Genomic DNA, 24868 nt, shown 5'->3' on the forward strand with positions numbered 1-24868 from the left:
ATATGGCAGATGCAAAAAACGTCGCGGCAGTTGCCGCAGGTAAAGATGATGAAGTGTTGCAGTGGGTAACCTTCCGTTTAGATAATGAAACCTATGGTATCAATGTGATGCAGGTGCAAGAGGTGTTGCGTTACACAGAGATAGCACCTGTACCAGGGGCGCCTCATTATGTGCTGGGGATCATTAACCTGCGCGGTAACGTGGTTACCGTTATCGATACCCGCTCTCGTTTTGGTTTGCCTTCTGCCGAGGTTGATGACTCTACCCGTATCGTGATCATCGAAGCCGAGAAGCAGGTGATTGGTATTCTTGTCGACAGTGTCGCCGAGGTGGTCTATCTGCGGGGTTCTGAGATTGATAACGCGCCGAATGTGGGCACAGAAGAGAGCGCCAAGTTCATTCAAGGCGTGAGTAATCGCGATAACGAATTGCTCATTCTGGTGGATCTCGATAAGTTACTCTCTGATGAAGAGTGGATGGAGTTGGCTCAGCTTTAAGGGCCCAGCTTTACGTAGTTTGCTATCGAGATATCGCCATTGACGATAAAAAGCCGTCGCCTCGTTCGATGGCTTTTTTCTGTTGTAAATGGTCGAGCGTAGAAATGAAGGTTAATGGAGTTGGCATTTATGATAGGCGATGAGATCTTAATCGCGGCATTACTGTATGTGGTTGCCTGTCTCGCACTGGTGCTGTATCAGCAGAAGCAAACCAATAAGCTCAGAGCCAAGATTGACGCCCTGACGCTGCTGGTTAAAGAGAATGATAGGCAGCGCGAAGCGGTTAAGCAGGAGCTACAGGAGCTGAGATCGGGCACCATAGGCGTTGGTCGCCGCATGCTCGAGCTGGAAAAGCGGGTGACCAAGCAGGAAGCGCGCATCGATGAGACGGTGGCGGATGAACCTCAGGCAAGGCTTTATACCCGAGCGATGAAGATGGTCGAACTTGGCGCAGATATCGATGAGCTGGTTAAGGAGTGTGAGCTGCCTAAGGCGGAGGCCGAGCTATTACTGCGCCTTCACGGTAAGGGACGATAGCGCTCCTTTATTGAGTTAGTTGTCTAAACACTACACCTCTTGCATGATCCTTTTGTGCATATTGTCCCAACGCTCAGGAAACTTGCCGTCGAGCATATAGACGAAGGCGATCAGTTCGGCGATGAGCAGATATAGCTCCTTGGGGATCTCTTCACCTATCTCGAGTTTTTGCAGAAAGTTACTCAAGTTGGCATCTTGATGGATATAGATGCCAGCCTCCTTGGCGATGGAGATGATCTCCTCAGCGACTAAATCCTCCCCCTTGGCAGTGATTTGCGGCGCCGACTTTCCGTCATAGCGCAGCGCCGCGGCTTGAGTGGGTCTGTGTGGTTTGCTGTCTGAACTACTTTGTAAGTCATCAGGTTTATCGTCGTATGTGTTCATCATTAGGCCTTAATTTTTACCAAGTAGTGCTCGCCCGGTAGTAAGGAGGCGGGTACCTGAGAGACTTGGGTGTGGATCTTGTTTGGGGTTAAGCCGATTGCTTGGATTTTCTGTTCCAGACCCATGAGTCTTTGTTCGATATTATCGAGCAGACTCTGATCTTCTGAGGTAAAGCCCAGATTTAGCCGCCCATCTTTAACATCTGCGTTGATCAATAGACCCGCTTGACTCAGGTTAAACTTAAGCTGCAGCCGCCAGTGGGGCGATGCGTTTTTTTCCTGCTCTTCCTGGCTGAAGTGCCCCTCAAGCTCTTCATGCCTGTGCTCTATCATATAGGGCAGAGTAAAGTACCAGTTCGTTGACTGCGGCGTATCGCTGCTTGCCTGCTGATAGAGGGAGAGGTTGGATACTAGCTTGCCAAGTGATTCGAGACCGCCGCTTTTTTCGAGCAGGCCGAGTAGCTGACTGTTTGACGCGAGCTGCTGCAGGGTTTGTAACTGACTTGAGGTTTTACCGCCGGCCTGGGATTTCACTTGTCTGCCAAGGAGCAGCTGAAACAGTACCCCTATGGTGCCGGCATGACTGGTGATACTGCCAAGACCAGATACTGGCGTTGCCGGCGCAGCTATGCCGGCGAAGCTATCGATAAGCTCCTGTTTTAATGAGCTAGGACTCGCTAACTGGGTAAGTGGCTTGGGGAAGGCGAGTGGCAAAAGCTGTTGCATTAATTGCAGCAAGTTTTGACCCTGCGCGCCTTTAGCTGTCGGTATGGCTTTATCTGCGAGTTGACCGAGCGCGAGATTCAGCCCTCTATGACCTTGCTCCTTGGAATTGAGCCCTATAGCGTTTAATGCTGCCGATAGTGTTGATGTTTGGCTCACATCTGCTGACTGCGGTGATATACCCCTTGGCGATATTTGTCCTTCCTGTTTTCCTAAGGCGGCAAGCTGAGCGAGCGCGGCAGGGCTAGATTGCAACTGGCTGCTAGCCTTGGCGTTTCCTTGTTCACCTGATGTGGCTTGGGATATGGATTGGAGCATGGCATGGCGGATAAGCTGAGCGTTAGCATCGAGCCTAAGTCCTGTAACCATGGTGCTGACCCTCTGAAAGAGTTGGCTCTGATTTATCTGGGAAATATCTTTGAGCAGCTTGGTCTGGGCACTATTAGGCTCAACAGTAGCTACTGAAGTTAGACTTGAGGCAAGCGGCTTACCTGTCAGCGATCTGGAAGCCATAGCTGCCAGGTCGTTGTTTTGGGCTGTTTGAAGCGGTATCTGGTTAATCTGATGATTAGTTGATGCCTTGACTGCTGCAATTGGATTTGAAGGTGCTAGATTTGCAGGTACTTGATTTGAAACTGCCTTGTTTGGCATAAGTCCTGGCCTGGGTTCACCGGCCCCCTTTGAGGTTGTTAACTCTCTGATAAGTCCATTTAGCGACTCTGGGGTTAACGATGTTTTTGCCAAGCTGTTTATTAGCTGATGGTAAGCGCTGGCTAACTCAGGTTTGCTAATAAGCGCTTGTGAAGCTTGGGATGATAGATAGAGTGCTGGGGAGCTGGTATTGCTTAGCAGCGCCTCTTTACCCATTGGCGTCAGCAGCAGATTAACCTCTACCAATTTGGGTGTGAGCGTCAGGGTTAACTGTCCATTATCCATGGTAATTTTGGCTAGGTACTGGCCATCAGCGAGGGGAGGACTAGGTAATCTAACCAGCTGTTGATCGCTAAAAAACAGCTGATTTGCGGTTATTTGCACCTCACCTAAGGGGTAGCCCTGTGGGCGGTTAGCGAAGTTAGTGAGCTGGGCCAGACTTATCTGGTTGGCATTGATATAGGCAACAAGCCCCTTGGGTAAGGGCAGGGTAATCGCGTCTCCATGGGCCTGCACGGTAGCACTTAACATGGAGCTTGAATTCGCGGCGGCGCTCAATTGGGTCAATACTGTAAGACGGACGGCATCTTGTTTTAGGCTTTGCTGATCTTTGCTGTCTTGATAGGTGATCGCCAACTCGCGATGATTGAGCCTGAGCTTATCGCCCTGAGGAGTCGACGCTACCTCAACCGGAATATTTTTGGCCTGGGGACTCTTTTCTGTTTGATTGAGAAGCTCACCGCCAGATACCGCTGGGGCGGGCATGTCGATACGGGAATTACTCAATTGTTAACCTCAAATTGATGCTCCATGAATGTCTTATTACAAAATTCAATTTGACCTATCGCTTTAGCTGAGTATCCTTAGCGATCTGAAAAGGAAAACCAAACTGTGTAGTCTAGTATTAACACTTTATCGTCAACAATAGCTGGTGACTTTAGCCGTGTGAATACTAATTAGGAAACTAATTTATATGAAGTGTAAATGGATTGCGTTGAGTCTGCTATTGGTTGGTGCCCAGGCGATGGCACAGACAGACACAAGCGATGAGCGTGCAACGGATAGCACCACAGCAGAAGTCACCATTATCTATAACGATGAACGCGATCCCCTGGAGGGTTTTAACCGCGCCATGTGGGATTTCAACTATCAGTTTCTCGACAAATATTTCTATCGCCCCGTGGCTCATGGCTACAATGATATCTTGCCCAGGCCGGTGAAGACTGGCGTTAATAACTTCGTCCTCAACTTCGAAGAACCCAGTTCCATGGTGAATAACGCCCTACAGGGCAAGTGGGGTTGGGCGGCCAATGCCGGCGGGCGGTTTACCATTAACACCACCATTGGCCTGTTAGGGGTGATCGATGTAGCCGACATGATGGGCTTACAGCGTAAACAGGACGAGTTTAATGAGGTGTTAGGCTATTACGGTGTGCCAAACGGTCCTTACTTTATGGCACCGTTTTTAGGCCCCTATGTGACTCGAGAATTGGCCTCGGATTGGGTGGATGGTCTCTATTTTCCGCTGTCTGAGTTGACCATGTGGCAATCCTTGGCCAAGTGGGGGCTGAAAAACCTACACAGGCGCGCATCGGCAATTGACCAAGAAAGACTTGTCGATAATGCACTTGACCCCTACACTTTTGTTAAGGAAGCGTATTTTCAGCATCTTGACTATAAAGTTTATGATGGCGACATACCCGTGTCGACTGATGATGACGAATTGCTCGACGAATACATGACAGAGCTTGATTAACATCAGTGTCCCGCATAACCCATTGTTTCATAATAGGCGAAGGAACTAGCGATAAGATGTTGCTTATCTAGGCGTATATGGATGTACTAGATTTTTCGGCTTAGCCAGAGTGCAAGCCTGGGGAAGCTAAATGGCGTTAGAAGATCTAGTGATACTGTTAGTGGAAGACGACCCGGTATTTCGCAGTATTGTGGCCGCCTTCTTGACCAATCGCGGTGCGACCGTTATTGAGGCCGATGATGGTCAGCAGGGGTTAGAGCGGTTTAGTCAGCACGATTTTGACATCGTACTGGCGGATCTCAGCATGCCTATCCTGGGTGGGCTGGATATGCTCAAGCAGATGATAAAGCGCAAGCCAGATACCCTTTCAATCGTCATTTCCGGTAACCAGGTGATGGCCGATGTGGTCGAGGCGCTCAGAGTGGGCGCAAGCGATTACTTAGTTAAGCCGGTTAACGACCTCTGTCTTATCGAGAATGCTATCCGTCAATGTGTGGGCGGCAGTAGTCAGCAAGATGTGCAGCTGGAAGATCTCGACGAATTATCCTATCAAGAGTTGGAAGAGCACCTTAATCTGCTTGAGCAGAACGCCGAGGCAGCTAAGAGCGTTCAGCAGCAGCTGTTTCCTCCCTCTGTCATCGATTATCCCAAGGCCAAGATCGACTATAGCCTGTTCAAGCATGACGAGGTCAGCGCTTACTTTATCGATAGTGTCAATGTGGGCGAGCGTTATCTCATCATGTATATGGCGCATTTTCATCCCCAAGATAATCGCTGCGCCTTTGCGAGTGTACTGCTGAAGAGCTTTGTCAATCAGAAGCTTAAACAGTTTCGCAATGACAATACCGAAACTGTCATCGAGCCTTTCAATATGTTGAGTTACCTCAATGAGCGGATGAGTAAGTCGGGGTTAGATATCTATGTGGATATCGTCTATGCCGTGGTTGAGCTGACTCATTATCGGGCGTCTATCGCCCAGGCGGGGAAGGGGCTGAGATGCTATATCCGCAACGAAGAAGGCTTGATGCCGCTAGCGATGCCAGACGCTTTGCAGCTGGGTATTTTAGAGTGGGGCCAGCCCAGCACTCAGTTTCGCAATTTAATGCCGGGAGAGAGCCTGTGTGTGGCTTCTAGCAATATCGAGCATAGGGAGATGTTACTCAATGATGAGTTTGTCGGTTTGAGCTATAGCCCTGAGGTTGCCCCTGGTGGCTATGTGCAGATGAGCTTCTAGTTATTCCTCGAAATTTTTCCATTTTCACCAAGTCTAAAAACAAAAAACGCCACATTGAGTGGCGTTTTTTATGGAACTAAATTTTAGTTATCTAGCGATAAGTCATTAGCGCTTAATTGCTTCATGCTCGGCAGTGATAGCAATCTCTTCTTCTAAGGCTTCTTCTTCTGTGTGGTGGCTATCTTCGGCGCCATGCATCCAGTCAACCAGTTTATCCGCCATGAAGTAGAGGATAACGCCTGACAGTGCGGCCGTGATAGCGATACCGGCGAAGATAGACATAGCGTTGGCTAGCTGCTCTTCTTTTGCACCACCATGGCCGATGAATGAACCGATGATACCGCCAATCTTGTTAGCCGCGGCAACAAACAGGAACCATGCACCCATCATGAGTGATGCGATACGCAGTGGAGCCAGCTTAGTGACCATAGACAGGCCGATTGGAGAGAGACATAGTTCACCCATGGTGTGGAAGAAATAAGCACCTACCAACCACCACATGCTTGACTTGGCATTAGCGTCACCGCCCATCTCGAGTACCGCACCGATCATGAACAGGAAGCCTGTTGCAAGCAGCACCAGACCTAGCGCGAATTTCACCGGAGAGTTTGGCTCTCTGTCACCCAGGCGAACCCAGATAGAGGCAACTACAGGGGCGAAGATCACGATGAACATAGCGTTCAGCGATTGGAACCAGGTAGTTGGGACTTCCCAGCTGCCGATCATACGGTCGGTGAAGTCGTTGGTGAAGAGGTTCATCAGGCCACCGGCTTGCTCGAAGCCAGCCCAGAAGATGATGGTAAACAGACCCATGACCATGATCACTTTGATGCGATCGCGTTCAACTTTGGTTAGCGGCTCTTTGCGCACTTCACCTTTTTCTGCAGCTCTTTGCTTTTCAAGTTGGGCGGCGGGTACACGTCCGATATCGCCAAGCAGCTTTTGTGCGAACAGGAACTGGATGATCAGTGAGAGGATCATACCGATACCGGCGCAGATGAAGCCTGCTTGGAAGTTACCATCGAAGTAAGCTACGACAGAACCAACTATGATGCCCGATAGGAAGGCGCCTACGTTAATACCCATGTAGAAGATGGTGAATGCTCCGTCACGGCGGTGATCGCCTTCTTCATAGAGATCACCCACCATAGTAGAGATATTTGGCTTGAATAGGCCGTTACCTAAGATTAGGACGCCCAGACCAACATAGAAGACTTCAGTTTCCATGCCTTGTACCCAAGCATGCGGGGTACCAAGAATAAATTGACCGGCGGCCATCAGGGCACCACCTATCATGATGGCTTTACGTTGACCTAGGAATGTATCGGCGAGCCAGCCACCGATGAGGGGAGTCAGATAAACAAGACCTGTGAATGTACCGTAAAGATTTAGGGCGTCTGCCTGGGTCCAACCTAGACCGTGACCACCTTGGGATTGTACTGCGTCGACGAGATAAAGTACCAGGATGGCTCGCATCGCATAGTAACTGAAACGTTCCCATAACTCAGTTGTAAACAACAGGAACAGTCCCTTAGGATGGCCGAGCATCGTACCTTGGGGTTTTGCTGCACTCATGTAAGTCTTCCACCTTCAGCTTGTGATTGCCTACATAACAAAAACTATGTAGAAAAATGGTTGTTGCTAATATAGCTCGCTTGTTGGATAGAGACGCTCGATTAGTCTAACTTAATGAAAATGTTATCTAATCTTCCTTGTTGCGTTCTAAGCTTGTTGCGAGAATTTATTATATTTTAATATTTAGGGTATTAAATTTTATCAAACCCATCTTATATACCCTTTTCATCGCCTAAAAGTCAATTTACCTGGGTTAACTGACCAACAAATCATCACTGGTTGGAGGGGCTAGGGCATGATTGTTAATGGCCTGTGACGCGCCGCGGAAAGATTTGACCTGAGATAACAAAGCGGGTGGGTAAAATAGAGGAAAAACGCTCTTTTCTTTGACCTAGAGTATTTGCTATGATTTCGGCCGTGAATTGGATGTCACCTGAATTATCTCGTTATCTTTGCGTTGCGCGTTATTCTGAGCGTCTTGCAAAACACAGCAATTGTGAAAGTAAGTCCGCAGTGGTTTCTGTCATAGCGGTTATTAAGTGTTAGCTAACGATAAAACTAGGTCCTTAAGGAAATTATGAAGTCTTGGTATCTTGTGTATTGCAAACCTCGCGGCGAGGCGCGCGCGCAGCAAAATCTTGCATTGCAACAGATAGAGACCTACCTGCCCACTCTCCCGCAACAGATCACTAAATCCGGTAAGACTAGCGTAAAACGTCTACCGCTATTTCCCTGTTACCTGTTTATCTATTTCGACCCGCTAGAGATCAGCGTAAGTAAGATTCACTCGACACGAGGGGTGTCTCGAATCATAGGTTGCCGAGAAGAGATGACGGCGATCGACGATGCCATAGTGCATTCCATTAAGATGCGTGAGGCTAAGTTGCTTAACGCGCTGCAATTACCGAGTGATGATTTGTTGAGTGACAACGATGAACCTAGGTTGTCTGTCGGCGATAAGGTGAAGTTTGTCGAAGGGCCATTTAAGGAGCTTGAAGGGATCTTTGAAGAGCAGAGTGGTGATAAGCGCTGTCACATTCTTTTTGAGATCATGGGCCAGCAAAAGAGGGTGTCTGTCTCGAGGGCTAGCATCAAGGGGATTTGAGAAAGGTAGCCGATTGGGTAGCTTCTGATTGGTCAAATAGCTCTTTGAAGTAAAAGCTAGACGTTTATAAGGGATAAGAAGTAGGTCGTTGGCGCTAATCTTTGTAAGAGATCTGCTATTAACGCGCGATTCGTTGTTAGATTAATCTTCCCGTTTTGTTGGCATTTTGGTTATTCGGTAACAGATTTTGGTCGTTGAAGGCCTGTATTGAGTGATTTTAAGCTGATTGTGCTTACCGCATTCGATTGTATTAAACGATTGACGAGTATATGAGCAGTAATTGTCATTTTGTTCCAGTACAATGAATCGTTTTTCTTCAAGATAGCGCAAAAGTACTTTGTTGAATGTGTCATTTTGTAGGGCATCTTAACCAAAGTATTTTAGTAAAGAGTGATTTAAAAGCTGAATTTCGCGTGGCGAAGGGCATGTTGGGAGCCGTAACCTATGGGCGGTAGCGTGCCCGCAGGGCATCGAATGAAAAGTTTCATTCGTTAAGCGATAGCCGAAGGCCTCTGGCCGCCACGCGGATCTTTAGCGTGCCCGCAGGGCATCGAATGAACACTAAGCATTTTGAGATAGTATTCGTTAAGCGATAGCCGAAAATGATTGTCAGGAACAAGCATTAACAGCTTTAGCTGGCTCGAAGAGTGAACTACAGGATGTACTGAGTCAGGTCACCTCCACGCGGTTCTGTATCGTGTCCGAATGCCAGTAATTGACTTAGATTTTATCTGCTTAAGCCGGAAAGTTTTATTTAGACCTTGCCTTTATCAATGGAGATTATCGGTGTTACAACGAACCAAAAAAGTCATTATAACAGCGGTTGCCGCACTGTTTTTGGTGGGGACCCAGGTGCAGGCCATCACGCCGTCGCCGCAAATGATAGAGCAGTTTAAAAATCTGCCAGCCTCTGAGCAGCAAAGACTTGCCCGCCAGTATGGAATCGATCCTGCGATGCTTGGCGGCGCCAGTGCATCGCAGCAAAATCTCGATAATCCGCAAGTCGTTCAGCCTCGAGTAAATGATCAATTTAGTCAGCCTCGTGCAACTAATGAAGTGGTCGATCATTCCCGCGATGCGGCTAATGAGCTTAATTTCTCACAGGATGAACAGAAGAAGCAGCTAATACGTTTTGGCTACGAGCTTTTTCAAGGTGAACCTACCACCTTTGCCCCTGTCTCCGATGTGCCTGTCCCTAGTGAGTATTTGGTTGGTCCTGGTGACAGAATTAAGGTACAGCTCTTTGGTAAAGATAATAAAGAGTATGACCTGGTCATTAATCGTGAGGGGAGCATTCAATTCCCTGAACTCGGTCCTATCTCGGTAGCGGGTTTAAGTTTTGCCGAACTTCGAGAGTCTCTGAGTCATCGCATTTCTCAGCAGATGATAGGGATTGAGTCGAACATCACCATGGGTGAGCTGCGCTCTATTCGTATCTTTATAGCCGGTGATGCCTATAAGCCAGGTTCATATACCGTCTCGAGTCTGTCTACTATCACCCAGGCATTGTTTGTCGCCGGCGGGGTGAACGAGATTGGTTCACTGCGTAACATTCAGGTCAAGCGTAATGGCAAGCTAGTCGGCAGCATGGATCTGTACGATCTCTTGATGCGAGGTGATGCGTCAGGTGACATACGTTTGCGTTCTGGCGATGTGGTGTTTATTCCCCCTGTAGGTGGACTCGTCAGTATTACTGGTGAAGTGCGTCGCCCTGCCATTTATGAATTAAAGCGTAATGAAACGGTTGCAGATATTGTCGCGATGGCCGCTGGCGTCAAACCCGGTGCCTATCCCAAGAGCAGTAGTATTGAGCGATATAATAGTAATGGCCTTCGTAGTATCGTGAATGTCGATTTAACTTCCACTCAAGGTAAATCAACAAAGGCGCAAGCGGGTGATTTTATTCGCGTAAAAAATGCCTCTGGTCAGTTTGAGGATGCCATTACCGTGGTTGGTGCTGTCGTTCGACCAGGAAAATACCAGTGGTTTGATGGCCAAAAGGTTAGCGATCTTCTGCCATCACTTTGGGGAGACCTTTCTATATCAGCCGATCTCAATTATGCGATCATTGTGAGAGAGGTGAATCGCTACGGAAAGGTTAAGGTACTGCAATTCTCTCCTAGCCGTGCCATCGCCGAGAAAGATGTTACGCAAGATTTGTTATTAGCGCCTCGCGATAAAGTCATGCTGTTCAACTATAGCGATGATACTCAAAATCGTTATGAACTAAATAAGTTGGTTAAACAGAGAGTTAAAAAGGTGACCTCACTTACGGGTGATAGCCTTGTGGGTAACGATCTGTTTAAGGCTGGTTTCTCTCAGCTGGATAAGATGCAACTTTCTGAGCGTAGTCAAATTGGTGGTGTCGTTGTTGCAAAAGAAGCACCTGATGATAAAGAGCAACTCGTTAAGGGTGAAGTCAACAAGATGTTGGCTAACTTATTTGATGATAAGGAACTGATTAAGCTCAGTGGTGCTATGAATCGCAGCGAGCTGCTCTATCCAGTCGTTGCACAGCTATCTGCTCAAGGTAACTCAGATAAAGGCACGCAAGTCGTCGCCATAAGCGGTAAGGTACGTCATCCTGGTGTGTATCCCCTTTCTCAAGGGGCTAAGGTTAAAGACTTAGTTATTGCAGCGGGTGGATTGATTGAAGGCGCCTACACGGCTCGTGCAGAACTGACGACTACGGTAATTGGAAGTGAAGAGTCTAGCGTTAGCCATTCAAGTGTTAATTTAGATGACGCATTGGCAGGTATTGATGAATCCAATGTGGCACTAAACTCCAGAGACATCTTGACGGTAATGACAACGCCTGATTGGCAGGAAAACAAGGCGGTTGAGATTCGTGGTGAGGTAAAATTCCCAGGGATGTATAATATTCGCCGTGGTGAAACGCTTGCCGATGTGATCGGCCGTGCTGGCGGATTTACCCAGTATGCCTACCTACCGTCTTCTGTGTTTGTTCGTGAGTCGGTGCGTCAGCAAGAGCAGCTTGAAATTAAGAAGCTTGCCGATCAATTACGCCGAGATATTGCTACTCGCGGCGTATCCAAAGATGGCAATGTGGTGAATTACAGTGATGCGCAGATGATGCTAAGCGACCTTGAAAACATCAAGGCGGTAGGTCGTTTGGTTGTTGATTTGTCTGCTATATCAATTGGTATCGAACAGGCCGATATTCAGCTTGAAGATCAAGATATTCTCTATGTGCCGTCAGTTAAGCAGACGATTGCGGTAATGGGTGAGGTACAACATGCTGCCACTCATAGGTTTAAAGAAGGCTTAACGTTAGATCAGTATCTTGAGATGTCTGGTGGCGCCAGAGAGCGCGCCGATGAAGATAGAACCTACATTATTAAGGCAAATGGTTCGGTGCTCCTGCCAAATCGCTCCATGTGGTTTAGCAGTAATACAGAGCTAACTCCTGGTGACACCATTATCGTACCGCTGGATACAGAGTATAAAGATAACCTAACGCTTTGGACCCAGGTCACCGGCATTATTTATAACAGCGCCGTTGCATTGGCCACTATTGCCAAATTATAACCTTGCATAAGAGCACTTTGATGAGACTCTCTTTAAAGTGCTTGGTTTCTTTTTAGGATAATGAGACTCAGAGACACAAATTCTATGTCCACCGAGATAAAAAACTATAGCGATGCCCAATTTTCCGATATGCGCGCTCAAGTACAACAAGCTAATGATGAAATAGACCTTAGAGAGCTGTTTTCAGTCATCTGGCAAGGCAAGTGGTTAATTATTGCTATAACGGCCGTATTTGCCATAGGCTCGGTTATTTTTGCCATCATGCAGCCTAATATCTATAAGTCTGAGGCACTTTTGGCACCGGCAAGTGAGGAGCAGGGGGGCGGTCTAAGTGCTTTAGCTTCTCAGTTTGGAGGCTTAGCGAGTATCGCTGGCATTAACTTAGGTAGTGGCGGTGGTGTTGATAAGACTCAGATGGCCATCGAGGTGATGAAATCGCGTCGGTTTGCGAGTGATTTCATTAAAAAGCACAATCTTTTGCCTGATTTGATTGCTGCAGATAAATGGAACATGGCCGATAACAGCATTGTATATGATAACGAATTATATGATGTTGCATCAAAAAAATGGGTAAGAGAAGTTAAAGCCCCTTTTAAGCCTGAACCTTCAATGCAGGAAGCTTTTAAAGAGTTTAGCAAGATAGTTAGCGTAAATTCTGCGAAGGATACTGGCATGGTCACCGTATCTGTGGAGCATCTGTCGCCAGCTATAGCTCAACAATGGGTTAATTGGCTAGTTGAAGATATCAACAAAGTAATGAAAGAGCGTGATGTCGCTGAAGCAATCCGCAGCAGTGATTTCTTGAATAAACAAATTGCGCAGACGAACGTTGCCGACATTCGCTCAATTCTTTACAAGCTAATCGAAGAGCAAGCCAAAACTATCATGTTCGCTGAAGTACGAGATGAATATGTATTTAAAACAATCGACCCTGCATTAGTGCCTGAAGAAAAGGCTAAACCCAAACGTGCACTAATATGTGTATTAGGTATCATGCTAGGTGGTATGTTATCTGTAATGCTGGTTCTTATAAGACATTTCGTAAGAAAAGAAAGTTAGATAAAAATTTAAGATCCTATTGGGACTAGATTGTAAAATACCGTAAAACCTAGGCTTTTTATGAGATTATGAAAATAAATGGTCTCAAAATGGATGTACAGTGCTTCAGCAGGATTTGAAATGCTGAGATAGAAAAATCAAATTCTGCAAATATTTCACTCTTAAATAGCCATTTCGTATGGCTAAACTTATCAAATTTGGTAGTAATAAATGAAGATTCTAGTCACAGGTGGAGCCGGATTCATCGGCTCTGCTGTCATTCGCCATATTATCAACAATACTCAAGATAGCGTAATCAATGTCGACAAATTAACTTATGCAGGTAATCTTGAGTCGCTTGCTAGCGTAGATAAAGATGAAAGATACGCTTTTGAGCAAGTCGATATCTGCGATCGCGCTGAACTAGATAGAGTCTTCGATGAAAACAAGCCAGATGCAGTAATGCATCTCGCTGCAGAGTCGCATGTGGACCGTTCAATAACAGGCCCTGCTGACTTTATTCAAACCAACATCGTTGGTACTTACACCCTTCTTGAAGCGACTCGTGCATATTGGAACGAGCTATCTGCAGATAAAAAGAGAGCCTTTCGTTTTCATCATATTTCTACTGATGAGGTTTATGGCGACTTGCCTCATCCTGATGAAGTACAAAATTCAGACGAGTTACCTCTATTCACTGAAACCACTCCTTATGCTCCTAGTAGTCCGTATTCAGCATCAAAAGCTTCTAGCGATCATTTAGTTCGCGCTTGGTTACGTACTTATGGGCTGCCCACGATCGTAACAAATTGTTCGAATAACTACGGTCCATATCATTTCCCTGAAAAGCTAATTCCGCTAGTCATTCTCAATGCATTAGAAGGAAAACCATTACCTATCTACGGTAAAGGCGACCAGATCCGAGACTGGTTATATGTTGAAGATCATGCCAGAGCACTATATAAAGTCGTGACTGAAGGTGATGTCGGCGAAACCTATAATATCGGTGGTCATAACGAAAAGCAGAACTTAGAAGTTGTTCAGACAATTTGTTCAATTTTAGATGCCCTAGTTCCTAAACAGACTCCTTACTCTGAGCAAATCACTTATGTTACAGATAGACTCGGTCATGACCGTCGTTATGCGATCGATGCATCAAAAATGAGCAAAGAGCTGAATTGGAGCCCTGAGGAAACTTTTGAAACCGGATTAAGTAAAACTATCGAATGGTACTTAAGTAATCGAACATGGAGTAAACACGTTCAAGATGGGAGCTATCAAAGAGTGCGTTAAGACATTAATGCTTAATTGGATATTTTATTTCTAAGCATATCTACCATATAAAAGCTGAGGATTTATGAAAGGAATTATTTTAGCAGGTGGTTCAGGTACTCGTTTATACCCATTAACACGTGGTGTTTCAAAACAATTATTACCCATTTACGATAAACCAATGATTTATTATCCCTTGTCCACTTTAATGCTAGCTGGTATTAAAGAGATTTTGATCATTACTACTCCTGAAGACAACGAAGGGTTTAAGCGCCTTTTAGGAGATGGGTCAGACTTTGGAATAAATCTAAAATACGCTGTTCAATCGTCACCTGATGGATTAGCTCAAGCCTTCATTATAGGTGAAAAATTCATCGAAAATTCACCTGTATGTTTAATTTTAGGCGATAATATTTTCTACGGTCAGGGTTTTCCTACAACACTAGCAAGTGCAAAAAATCGCAAGAAAGGCGCTACAGTATTTGGATACCATGTAAAAGATCCAGAGCGTTTTGGTGTTATTGATTTCGATAAAGAAATGTGTGCCCTATCAATAGAAGAAAAACCAGTTAGCCCTAAATCCAATTATGCAGTTACAGGTCTCTATTTTTACGATAACTCAGTAGTTGAAAAAGCCAGAAAAGTAAAGCCTTCTGAGCGTGGTGAGCTAGAAATTACCAGTATCAACCAGATGTACCTAAACGAAGGAACACTGAATGTAGAACTCCTTGGTCGTGGATTTGCTTGGCTTGATACAGGTACTCATGAAAGCCTCCACGAAGCTTCTAACTTTGTCCAAACGATACAACATGTTCAAGGGCTTAAAGTTGCCTGTCTAGAGGAAATTGCATGGCGTAATGGTTGGTTGAGTTCAGAGCAATTGTATAAATCAGCTCAATCAATGCGCAAAAATGAATACGGTAATTACCTAATACAACTTCTAGACATAAAATGAGGCATAATAAACAGCAGGTAAAATCAGGACTTGTCTGGAGTGCAATAGACAGTTTTGGTAATCATGGTATTGGTCTGGTTATTACCCTAACACTTGCCAATATTCTAGGGCCGTCAGTTTATGGCCTAGTTGCAATGTTAGCAATTTTTATAGCTATTGCAAATGTTTTCGTAAACAGTGGTTTTAGTTCGGCTTTAATACGTAAAACAGATAGAAATGAAAAAGATTATGCTACAACCTTTTATTTTTCATTAGTGGTATCTTTAATTTTCTATGGGATTCTATTTTTAGCAGCTCCGTTTATTGCGAAGTTTTACAACCAGCCAGAATTAATAGTGCTGACACGGATAATAGCATTAACCATTGTTATTAATAGCTTTGCAATAATCCCTAGAACTAAGCTTGTTGTAGCATTAAACTTTAAAAAGCAAGCTAAGGCAAACTTTGTCGCACTAATAATAAGTGGATCTGCTGGGCTTACCATGGCATTTTATGGCTTCGGTGTTTGGACACTGGTTGCTCAGCAATTACTCTTAGTATTTATTGGCGTTTTCATGCTTAATATTTTATCTCCATGGAGGCCATCAGAAAAATTTTGTAAAAATGCTTTTAATGAACTATTTGGATTTGGCTCTAAATTATTAGCTTCAGGGCTGTTAGATACCATATATAATAACCTTTACGGCTTAATCATCGGTAAACAGTTTAGCGCAGCTCAACTCGGTATATTCAATCAAGCGAGTACACTATCGACATTACCTGCAACAACAATTACGAACGTTATACAAAAAGTTACCTATCCAATGTTAAGTGCAATTCAGGCTGATGAGAATAAGTTAGAAAAAGCATATCTAAAAACACTAAAAATATCGACTATGGTAATCTTTCCTGTAATGTTCGGTATCTGTATTATTGCTGAGCCATTAATTGACTTATTGTTAGGTCAAGAATGGCAAGATAGCGCACCTATGGTCAGTATATTAACAATGGCGTTTACACTTTATCCTATTCATGCAATTAACCTTAATATGCTGCAAGTAAAAGGTCGATCAGATCTATTCTTAAAGCTTGAGATTATAAAAAAAATAATAGCAACAATTGCACTAGTTGTAACTGTGCCAATGGGAATTGCCGCGATGTGCATTGGTATGGTCGTTACGTCCTATTTAGCTTTGTTTGTTAATACCTATTACACAGCAAAACTATCTAGCATTTCACAATTGGACCAATTTAAAGCCCTTTTGCCTATCGGATTAATAACAGCTATTGCAGCATTGATAGGGTATCAATTAGGTGCAGAAATAGAAATTAATTGGATGAAAATTATCATAATGCTGAGTAGTGCATTAACTGCATACATAGTACTAATAGTAGTTTTCCAAAAAACATTAGTAAGTGAAGTTAAAACACTATTAAAGGAGGCGTAAGTGATTGTATTAAATAGCCCAGTAAAACCAAACCTAAAAAAATTAAATAAGTTACTTGAACAAGTAAATGAAAATTCCTGGTATACAAACTTTGGCCCATTACATAGCGAGTTAACTGCAAAGTTAGAAGATTACTTAGGCGTAAAAAACCTTCTACTTACAAATAATGGAACTTCGGCACTGCAGGTGGCAGCAAAAGCTATAGGATCTCGAAATCTCCTCGCTACACCATTTAGCTTTGTCGCAACCGTGAGTGCATTCAAATGGCAGCATGATGAACTAGGATTTGCCGATATCGATAAAAAATCACTTAATTTATCACCTGAAGCCATTAGGCTCGCTTACCTTAAAGGCTGCAAAGCCGATACCGTTGTTGCGACGCATGTATACGGAAACCCTTGTGATGTGAAATCAATAGGTGAGTTAAGCGAGGAAAATAATTTCCAAATAATCTATGATGCAGCACATGCATTTGGTATTAAATTGGGTGAAGATTCTGTACTTAACTACGGAGATGCTAGTACGCTAAGTTTTCACGCAACTAAAATCTTCCATACCGTAGAGGGCGGCGCAATTGTCTTTAAAAATAGTGACAATTTCGATAGAGCTAAAGAGCTCATAAATTTCGGTATTAGGCAAGGTGGGAGGGTAGTTGACGTTGGTATTAACGCCAAGCTAAATGAATATCAAGCTGCAGTAGGCTTGGTAAACCTCGAAGAGATAGATAACATTCTTAACCACAGGAGCGAACTGTTTCATCAGTACTGTGAAGGGCTCAAGGGTGTTGTGGAGATACCACAATGGCACCCTCAGGCGAATACTAACGGAGCCTACATGCCAATACTGTTAGAAAATGGGAGACAAATGAAAACTGTTGCAAATAGTCTAAAGGCTAATAATATTCAATCGCGTAATTATTTCGAACCATCTTTAGACCAAATATTTGTTGATAGTCATAACTATGGAACTAAAAATAGTATAGCTGCGTCAGAGCGTATTTTGTGCTTGCCAATGCATGCCTATTTGACGTCATATGAAGTTTCATCTGTCATAGAGAAAGTCAAATGCTTAGTGTAACTATTTTTGGGGCATGAAAAATTACTAAGCACCTGATTTAGTCTTAATTAGGTTTAAGAGTTTTGTCGCATGATCAACGACTGCAATGAGTTGATAACAGGTGAAGATATTGCGATTCACGGTAAGCATTTATAACAGGGCAACTGTTTAGGGAGTTCTGCCAGGGGGAACGCATGAAAGCTTGGGAAGGTGCGAATAAGTCCCTAATATGAGATCATAGAGGCACAGTCCATCACAACGACCAACACCCATGAGCCAACAACTAACCTTTGCCGATAGTGAGTTTGCAAGCGTCGTCAGACTCGCAAAGAGATTTTCTTATCCTGGATGGAGAACCTGTTGCCGTGGTCTCAACTGCTCGAAGTCCCCAAAGTCGGCAACGGTCGCCGTCCTTATCCACTTGAGACAATGTTCTGCATTCATTGTATGCAGCAATGGTACAGTCTTAGTGACGAAGCGACCGAAGATGCGTTATACGAATTGCTTCAATGCGTCAGTTTGCACTATTGTCACTCGATAAAGCGATCCCTGACCGTACCACCATCATGAACTTTAGGCACTTGCTGGAAAAGCATAAACTCTCACGAAAATTATTCAAAACTGTTAATCAATGGCTGTCGGACTTGTGTGATGATGACGCAGGGAACGTTGGTCGATGCCACCATAATTGAAGCACCGAGCTCCACTAAGAATGAAAACAATGAGCGAGACCCAGATATGCATCAGACCAAGAAAGGCAACCAATGGCACTTCGGCATGAAAGCCCATATTGGTGTGGATGCCAAGAGGGGTCCCACTCATACGCTGGTCACCACAGCTGCCAACGAACATGATCTGAACCAATTGGATAATTTGCTTCACGATGAAGAGGAATTCGTTTCCGGCGATGCCGGTTATCAAGGTGCACAGAAACGGGAAGAATTGAAAGACACGAACTTGGAATGGCTGATTGCCGAGCGCCCCGGTAAAATCCGGGCACTGAAAAAGCACCCACGCAAGAACAAGACAATTATCAACATCGAATACTTAAAAGCCAGCATCCGAGCAAAGGTAGAACACCCATTCGGCTTCATCAAAGCACGCTACAAAGGGTTAATGAAAAATGACTCACAGTTGGCCATGTTATTCACTTTGGCAAACCTGTTTACAGTAAACCAGATGTTGCGACGACAACCAAGATCTGTCTGAAATCCGGGAATAGCCCGGAATAGGCCCAAGATTCGGCCTGAAATGCCCATTAATTGGCCGAATTTCGACATTGAGCGTTTATAATTTAGGCTAGTAAAGCAAATACTTAATGAAGACCTAAATTGTTGGACTTATTCGCGCTTTCCCTAGGTTGTCCGAATTCATTTGACCAGGTCAGATAACGGTGATGTCATAAGTTTATGAAATTTCGTAATTAGCAGTTGGTTAGCTACAATCACAGAATACTATTTATGCGGATCTATTTTGAATTGTGTAAATCAAAAATAACTAATTAATAAAATAGTTCCCATAATGAGTCAAATTGGTTACAAGAAAGAGAGTATGAGATGAGAAATAGCATTATTAAGTACCTGAGAGAGGCTTCTTTAAAGCATCCAGAAAATATTTGCATATCTGACGCAGATAATTCCCTTACCTATGGAGAAGTTGTTGCTAAGTCGTATGCAATATCAACTAAGCTAGAAGAACTTTACTGCAAGAACAAGCCTATTGTGGTATTTACGAAAAAATCGGTTAATGCATTAATGATGATTTTTTCAGCAACTATGGCTGGTGGGATTTACTGTCCGGTTGATATAGGCTCACCGAAAGAGCGCTTAACCAAAATCTTAACAAGTCTTGGGAACTGCATCGTTTTATATGATAACGCATCTCAAAAAATGCTTGAATCCTTGGAATTAGATGATTTGCTAATATGTATCAATATCGACAACATAGAGACTGCAACGTTAACAACTCAACTTATTTGGGTTGAAGTAGATATACGCACACAATCAGTGATTGATAAAGACCCTTGCTACATCATATTTACATCTGGTTCTACAGGGGTGCCTAAGGGGGTTACCATCTGTCATGCAAGTGTTATCGATTATATTGATTGGGCTAATTCAGTCTATAGTGTCAATCAAACTGATGTTATCGGTAGTCAAGCTCCGTTGTTCTTCGATAACTCTACATTAGATATTTATCTTGCACTGTCTAATGCAGCTGAGCTACATGTTATTCCTGAAAGTGTATTCATATTTCCCCAAAAAACATTGGAATACCTTAACGGTAAAAATATTACTACTATTTTCTGGGTTCCGTCGTTGTTGGTGAATATTGCTAACTTGAAGCTATTAGATAAACTTCAGTTACCATATTTGAGAAATATATTGTTTGCCGGTGAAGTGATGCCTGCTAAAACAATTAGGTATTGGTTAGATAAACACCCAGAAGCTCATTATTCAAACCTTTATGGACCAACAGAGATAACGGTAGACTGTACATATTATGACGTACCATTAGACTGGACTGGGGATAACCTTCCTATAGGCATTCCTTGCAATAACTCTGGAGTTCTAATTCTTGATGAACATAACCAACTGAGTGAAGAGGGGGAAATGTGCGTTCGAGGTTCTAGTCTGGCATTAGGTTATTGGGCTGACTCAGAAAAAACAGAAGAAGTATTTGTCCAAAATCCACTTCATGCTAACTACAATGACCAGATTTACAGGACAGGCGATCTAGTTAAACGTATTGATGGACTTATCTATTATATCGGTCGTAAAGACTTTCAAATCAAACACAACGGCTATCGTATTGAACTTGGTGAAATTGAAACTCAATTGATGGAGTTAGAATCCACGGAGCACTGTGTTGTTGGTTATCTTCCTGAAAAGAAAATGTTATATTCGTTTATACAATGCAGTAGCGAGGTGTCGGAAGTCGAAATAAAAGTGGCATTAATAAAATACTTACCTAAATATATGATTCCAAATAAAATCTGGATCGTGCAAGAAATGTTGTTTACACCTAACGGCAAGCTAAATAGAAAAGCTTATGCAGAGAAAGCATTGCAAGAATTAATATAGGTTAATATAGTCGTATGAATGAAAAAATTATAGCTATCTTGAATTCAATGAAGCCAGAACATGAGTTTGTAAAAGATACTGAATTATTTGAGTCGGGCATGTTGGATTCTTTTGATCTGTTGGTATTAGTTAGTGAAATGGAAGCACAACTCGGTCTTTCCATTCCTGGGGAAGGCTTAGTCCCAGAGAACTTTGTCTCACCGCAAGTTATTAGTGAGTATTTAAAGACTATTCAAGGTTAACTTATGAAAAGTAATATTGGCAACATCTCATTAAAAGGGATATTGGCAGCCGTACCTAGGCATGTTTCAAACTTTGATGATGAGATAAAAAACTATTCACATACTGAACAGAGTTCAAAAAAGCTTAAAAAGTTGATGGGTTATGATCAGCATCATATAGTGTCTAAAGAAACTGCCTTAACTGACATGATTATCCCATTGTTAGAAGAGTTACCAGTGACATTGGGCTGCAGCTATAAGGACATAGATGCTATTTTTGTGGTAACTCAAACTCCAGACTACCCAATCCCTTCTACGGCTTCTATTTTGCATGGTGCTTTTGATTTTAAAACGGATTGCTATTGCATCGATATCAATGACGGTTGTAATGGGTATATTCGAGGCTTATTTGAAGCTTCAAGCTTAATTCGCAACAGTGATGCTAAAAAGGTATTGTTGATAGCTGGTGATGTTTTAAGCCGTAAGGTATCACTGAAGGATCGTAATTCGTACCCTCTTATTGGTGATGCAGTTACCGTAACTCTAATTGAAAAAAGATCAAAGTGCGTCAATGCTCCTCTTGAAATTAAACATGACGGTAAAGGAGCTAAAGCGCTAATGATACCGTCTGGAGGTATGGTGCGGACATGCTCACTGGAGACAGCTATACTTGCAGAAGATACTGAAGGAAATTGGCGATCCCCAGAGCAATTGGTTATGCAGGGGAGAGATGTTTTTACGTTCACCCAGACAACCGTAATTAATTTCATCAAGGAATTTGTCAACACGCACTCCAAATTAGAAGAAATTGATTTATTTTTCTTTCACCAAGCGAATAAATTTATCTTGGATAGATTTCGAACTGCACTGAAAGTGAACGAAGAGCAGTTACCATCTGAAGTGATTGCTAAATATGGCAATTCATCTTCAGCAACGGTTCCAATGTCCATAGTGTTATCGTGGGGGAATCATTCTGGTTTCTTAGGTAAAAAGGCGCTATTGTCTGGTTTTGGCATAGGCTTGAGTTGGGGCGCTGCTCTGATTGAAATGAACGAACTTGCTGTATGTAAACTAATTGAGATGGATGTATAAAATGGTAAATTTTTTAGAAGAACTAGCTGAAATTTTAGAACTAGATGTAAAAGAGCTTACGCCTGAATTTGAATACCAAGAAGCTGAAGCGTGGGACTCTCTAGCTCAACTAACTCTCATGGCATTATTCGCTGATGAATATCAAATCGAAATAAATAGCAGTGATCTAAATGAAAGAAAAACTGTTGGCCAGCTCTTAGCTCTACTCCCTCAATAATGCTATGAAAAAGACAGTTCTCATCACAGGAGCTACTTCTGACATTGGTCTGAGTATTGCTCAAAAACATGTATATGAGGGAAACTTTGTTGTGCTTTTAGGGCGCGACGAAGAAAAGCTCCAATCAGTAGTGGGGTTATTAGGTGAAGATTCCTGTGCTCATTATGTTTGGGACTTGAATGCTCTCTACTCATTAAAACCTTTGTTAAAAGATATTGTTAGTAAGCATGGGAAGTTAACAGATCTTATATGTGCAGCGGGCTACCATAAGGTTCAACCTTTGAAATTAATTTCAAATGAAGAACTTATGTTAATGATGCAAACAAACGTGCACAGTCATCTGATGCTCTGTCAGCTATTTTCGAATAGTTTGTATTCAAATAAGATGCAAAACAGAAGTGTGACTATGATTTCTAGTATTGCACATTTTGTAGGTGAACCAGGCTTAGTGGCATATTCCGCTGCAAAAGGGGCCCTTATTTCTGCAAGTAAGTCTTTAGCAAGGGAATTAGCCCCACGTAACATTCGTGTGAATACTATTTCCCCAGGATGGGTTGAGACTAAACATACAAAAGACGTGGCTAACACACTAGGAAACGCGGCACTAGAGAAGTTACATAGCCTTTATCCATTGGGTTTAGGGACGCCGAAAGATGTCGCTGACGCATGTTATTTTTTAAGTAGTGATGCTTCACGATGGATTACTGGTTTGGACTTGGTTATTGATGGAGGACGTAGTGTCTAAACTAAAGTTTGAAACTGTTATTATTATTGGTTTTGGAAAAATAGCTCAAGACGTTGCTTCCATACTTGTTCAATATGGTGTAACACTAAAGATATTGCAGACAGAGTTACCCCCTTTTTCAACGCTAGAATCTTTTGCTAAAAAAGAGAAAATTATTTATGCGTTTAAAAAAACAAAAAAGGAAATTGAATCAACTTTATTTGATTGGTTGTCAGGAAACACATTGGTTATAAGTGCGAATAATAACTATTTATTTAAAGATAACCTTATTTCTCGTGATGATGTGAAAATTATTAATTTTCATAATGCACTTTTACCTAACTTAAGAGGAAGGAATGCTCCAAGTTGGGCAATTCATCATCAATTGTGCGAAACTGGAGTGACTTGGCATTATGTTGATGAGGGTGTAGACACTGGGGCAGCGATTGCTTTTGATAAAGTTAAGATCGGTGATCATGATAGGGCCTATCAAGTTGCCCATAAATGTATGCAAGCAGGTTTAGATGCATTTTCAAATTTCATTACTGAACTGTTGGAAAAGGGCTCTGTGCCCTGTCAGGAAAAGTACCCGTTAGAGCATGACTATTTGTATTTATCTAGGGATATTCCAAATGGTGGAATTCTGAGGGAATCTCACTCTATTCATGAGAATTATAGGATACTAAAAGCTTTGGATTATGGACCTTTTGACGTTTTTCCTAAAGCAGAGATTACTTATAAAGGAATGCGCTATCTAATTCTTTCTTTTCTTTATATTAAACTTCCGACAAGTGAGTTATTAGAAAGCTCGGAAAATTGCGTTGTCTTACAAGATGATTTTAGTGCTTTAAAGTTGAAAGTGAAAATTAAGTAGAGATAAATAATGTCGAATCCAATTGTAATCTTTGGAGCCAGCGGCTTAGCTGCTGAAATCTATAGCTGGATGCAAGATCTACCTGATATGCGAGATCGCTTCTTGTGCTTTTGCGTTACAGATGAATATTACTCCCAGAAAACTGAACTTTATGGTCACGAAGTAAAGTCACTATCTATGATGGAACACGTGAAAACCTTTGACTTTATTCTCGCTTTTGGTGGAGAAGGCCGAGCTCGTGCGAAAATAGCGCAAGAGTTAGAAAATAAAGGCGGGAAGTCAATTCGTTTTATTCATTCAAGCGTTGTACTGAGTCCATTTGCATCAATTGGAAAAGGTGTTGTTATTAACCCAAACTGTAGTATTTCGCCAGGTGTTATTATTGGTGACTACACTCTGATTAACTGCAATTGTGCCATAGGACATGATGCTATAATTGGCCGATACACATCTTTACTTGGAAGTAATACAATTAATGGATTTGTAGAAGTGGGTGACAGAGTACTAATTGGTTCCGGAGCAACAATACATCCTAAAGTTAAAATAGCAGATGATGCGATAATTGGTATGGGATCAGTTGTATTTACAAAAGTACGCTCTCATTCAACAGTTTTAGGCAATCCAGCTAGGAAGATATGAGAATGTCGTTAGGGTATATGACAGATAGAAGTTAGATTGAAATTGGCTTTTGGACACATTATTTCAAGATGATAAGCAGAAAATGTATGATGATAGTGCCAGTATTCTGGCTATTTTAAGGTGTTGGGTATTAAATCTAGTGAAACTACATCCCGCTAAAACAAGACAAAATCAGAAATTCAATCGAGCCTGTTGGAGTGATGATTTCAGGGAACAGATTATTTCGACGCTGGTCAAAAAGTGTAATCAGCCCCTGCTTC

Annotated in this window: 21 protein-coding genes and 2 pseudogenes; 20 read left to right on the top strand and 3 right to left on the bottom strand. The window is 43.0% G+C overall.

Going from position 1 to position 24868, the window contains the following annotated elements:
• The first annotated feature begins 2 nt into the window (after window positions 1–2).
• Both K0J45_RS06845 and K0J45_RS06850 read left to right on the top strand, forming a co-directional pair.
• Complete coding sequence (locus tag K0J45_RS06845; RefSeq protein WP_011865192.1) at window positions 3–497, top strand: chemotaxis protein CheW; 495 nt, start codon at window positions 3–5, stop codon at window positions 495–497.
• A gap of 132 nt (window positions 498–629) precedes the next feature.
• Window positions 630–1034: a DUF2802 domain-containing protein gene (locus K0J45_RS06850; protein ID WP_186300667.1), complete on the top strand. Its 405-nt coding sequence runs from the start codon at window positions 630–632 to the stop codon at window positions 1032–1034.
• Between the two features lie 30 nt (window positions 1035–1064).
• Here K0J45_RS06850 and K0J45_RS06855 read toward each other — a convergent pair whose 3' ends face one another.
• Together K0J45_RS06855 and K0J45_RS06860 are read right to left on the bottom strand one after the other, a co-directional pair.
• Window positions 1065–1421: an EscU/YscU/HrcU family type III secretion system export apparatus switch protein gene (locus K0J45_RS06855; protein ID WP_220044754.1), complete on the bottom strand. Its 357-nt coding sequence runs from the start codon at window positions 1419–1421 to the stop codon at window positions 1065–1067.
• Window positions 1421–3427: a hypothetical protein gene (locus K0J45_RS06860; protein ID WP_220044755.1), complete on the bottom strand. Its 2007-nt coding sequence runs from the start codon at window positions 3425–3427 to the stop codon at window positions 1421–1423. Before K0J45_RS06860 ends, K0J45_RS06855 begins: the two co-directional genes overlap by 1 nt.
• Before the next feature lie 388 nt (window positions 3428–3815).
• Between K0J45_RS06860 and K0J45_RS06865 the strand changes: the two genes are divergently transcribed.
• Together K0J45_RS06865 and K0J45_RS06870 are read left to right on the top strand one after the other, a co-directional pair.
• A complete protein-coding gene (locus K0J45_RS06865; protein ID WP_223294805.1) occupies window positions 3816–4547 on the top strand; it encodes an MlaA family lipoprotein in 732 nt (243 codons plus the stop codon).
• A gap of 130 nt (window positions 4548–4677) precedes the next feature.
• On the top strand, window positions 4678–5781 hold the full coding sequence (locus K0J45_RS06870) for a response regulator (protein WP_220044756.1): 1104 nt from the start codon (window positions 4678–4680) through the stop codon (window positions 5779–5781).
• 105 nt (window positions 5782–5886) lie between these two features.
• Here the strand turns inward: K0J45_RS06870 and K0J45_RS06875 are convergent, their stop codons facing one another.
• Window positions 5887–7356 (bottom strand): peptide MFS transporter, encoded by a 1470-nt coding sequence (locus tag K0J45_RS06875; RefSeq protein WP_011865198.1) that lies wholly within the window; start codon window positions 7354–7356, stop codon window positions 5887–5889.
• A gap of 577 nt (window positions 7357–7933) precedes the next feature.
• Here K0J45_RS06875 and rfaH point away from each other — a divergent pair.
• The 16 genes and pseudogenes from rfaH to K0J45_RS06955 all read left to right on the top strand — a co-directional run.
• On the top strand, window positions 7934–8461 hold the full coding sequence (gene rfaH, locus K0J45_RS06880; RefSeq protein ID WP_220044757.1) for a transcription/translation regulatory transformer protein RfaH: 528 nt from the start codon (window positions 7934–7936) through the stop codon (window positions 8459–8461).
• 786 nt (window positions 8462–9247) lie between these two features.
• On the top strand, window positions 9248–12010 hold the full coding sequence (locus tag K0J45_RS06885) for an SLBB domain-containing protein (protein ID WP_220044758.1): 2763 nt from the start codon (window positions 9248–9250) through the stop codon (window positions 12008–12010).
• Between the two features lie 84 nt (window positions 12011–12094).
• The gene (locus K0J45_RS06890; protein WP_220044759.1) at window positions 12095–13069 is read left to right on the top strand and encodes a Wzz/FepE/Etk N-terminal domain-containing protein; all 975 of its coding nucleotides are present in this window, start codon (window positions 12095–12097) and stop codon (window positions 13067–13069) included.
• A gap of 210 nt (window positions 13070–13279) precedes the next feature.
• A complete protein-coding gene (gene rfbB / locus K0J45_RS06895) occupies window positions 13280–14341 on the top strand; it encodes a dTDP-glucose 4,6-dehydratase (RefSeq protein ID WP_220044760.1) in 1062 nt (353 codons plus the stop codon).
• A 64-nt stretch (window positions 14342–14405) separates the two neighbouring features.
• Complete coding sequence (gene rfbA, locus K0J45_RS06900) at window positions 14406–15275, top strand: glucose-1-phosphate thymidylyltransferase RfbA (protein WP_220044761.1); 870 nt, start codon at window positions 14406–14408, stop codon at window positions 15273–15275.
• Complete coding sequence (locus K0J45_RS06905) at window positions 15272–16702, top strand: lipopolysaccharide biosynthesis protein (RefSeq protein ID WP_220044762.1); 1431 nt, start codon at window positions 15272–15274, stop codon at window positions 16700–16702. The genes rfbA and K0J45_RS06905 overlap by 4 nt, the downstream gene beginning before the upstream one ends.
• Window positions 16703–17779 carry a DegT/DnrJ/EryC1/StrS aminotransferase family protein gene (locus tag K0J45_RS06910; protein WP_220044763.1) on the top strand — a complete coding sequence of 359 codons (1077 nt, stop codon included), beginning with the start codon at window positions 16703–16705 and terminating at the stop codon, window positions 17777–17779. It begins immediately after the preceding gene.
• 250 nt (window positions 17780–18029) lie between these two features.
• A pseudogene (locus K0J45_RS06915) lies at window positions 18030–18967 on the top strand (IS5 family transposase).
• 347 nt (window positions 18968–19314) lie between these two features.
• Complete coding sequence (locus K0J45_RS06920; RefSeq protein WP_220044764.1) at window positions 19315–20841, top strand: amino acid adenylation domain-containing protein; 1527 nt, start codon at window positions 19315–19317, stop codon at window positions 20839–20841.
• Window positions 20842–20855: 14 nt separating this feature from the next.
• The gene (locus K0J45_RS06925) at window positions 20856–21083 is read left to right on the top strand and encodes a phosphopantetheine-binding protein (RefSeq protein WP_220044765.1); all 228 of its coding nucleotides are present in this window, start codon (window positions 20856–20858) and stop codon (window positions 21081–21083) included.
• A gap of 3 nt (window positions 21084–21086) precedes the next feature.
• Window positions 21087–22154: a ketoacyl-ACP synthase III gene (locus K0J45_RS06930; protein ID WP_220044766.1), complete on the top strand. Its 1068-nt coding sequence runs from the start codon at window positions 21087–21089 to the stop codon at window positions 22152–22154.
• 1 nt (window position 22155) lies between these two features.
• Window positions 22156–22371, top strand: coding sequence for an acyl carrier protein (locus K0J45_RS06935; RefSeq protein WP_220044767.1), 216 nt, complete (start codon window positions 22156–22158; stop codon window positions 22369–22371).
• Window positions 22372–22375: 4 nt separating this feature from the next.
• Complete coding sequence (locus K0J45_RS06940) at window positions 22376–23116, top strand: SDR family NAD(P)-dependent oxidoreductase (RefSeq protein WP_220044768.1); 741 nt, start codon at window positions 22376–22378, stop codon at window positions 23114–23116.
• Complete coding sequence (locus K0J45_RS06945) at window positions 23109–23969, top strand: formyltransferase family protein (protein ID WP_220044769.1); 861 nt, start codon at window positions 23109–23111, stop codon at window positions 23967–23969. Before K0J45_RS06940 ends, K0J45_RS06945 begins: the two co-directional genes overlap by 8 nt.
• A gap of 9 nt (window positions 23970–23978) precedes the next feature.
• The gene (locus K0J45_RS06950; protein ID WP_220044770.1) at window positions 23979–24608 is read left to right on the top strand and encodes an acetyltransferase; all 630 of its coding nucleotides are present in this window, start codon (window positions 23979–23981) and stop codon (window positions 24606–24608) included.
• Between the two features lie 40 nt (window positions 24609–24648).
• Window positions 24649–24854 (top strand): annotated as a pseudogene (locus tag K0J45_RS06955) (ISAs1-like element ISSpu13 family transposase); the annotation flags it as partial.
• Between the last annotated feature and the right edge of the window lie 14 nt (window positions 24855–24868).

Source organism: Shewanella alkalitolerans (assembly GCF_019457575.1).
Classification (GTDB): domain Bacteria; phylum Pseudomonadota; class Gammaproteobacteria; order Enterobacterales; family Shewanellaceae; genus Shewanella; species Shewanella loihica.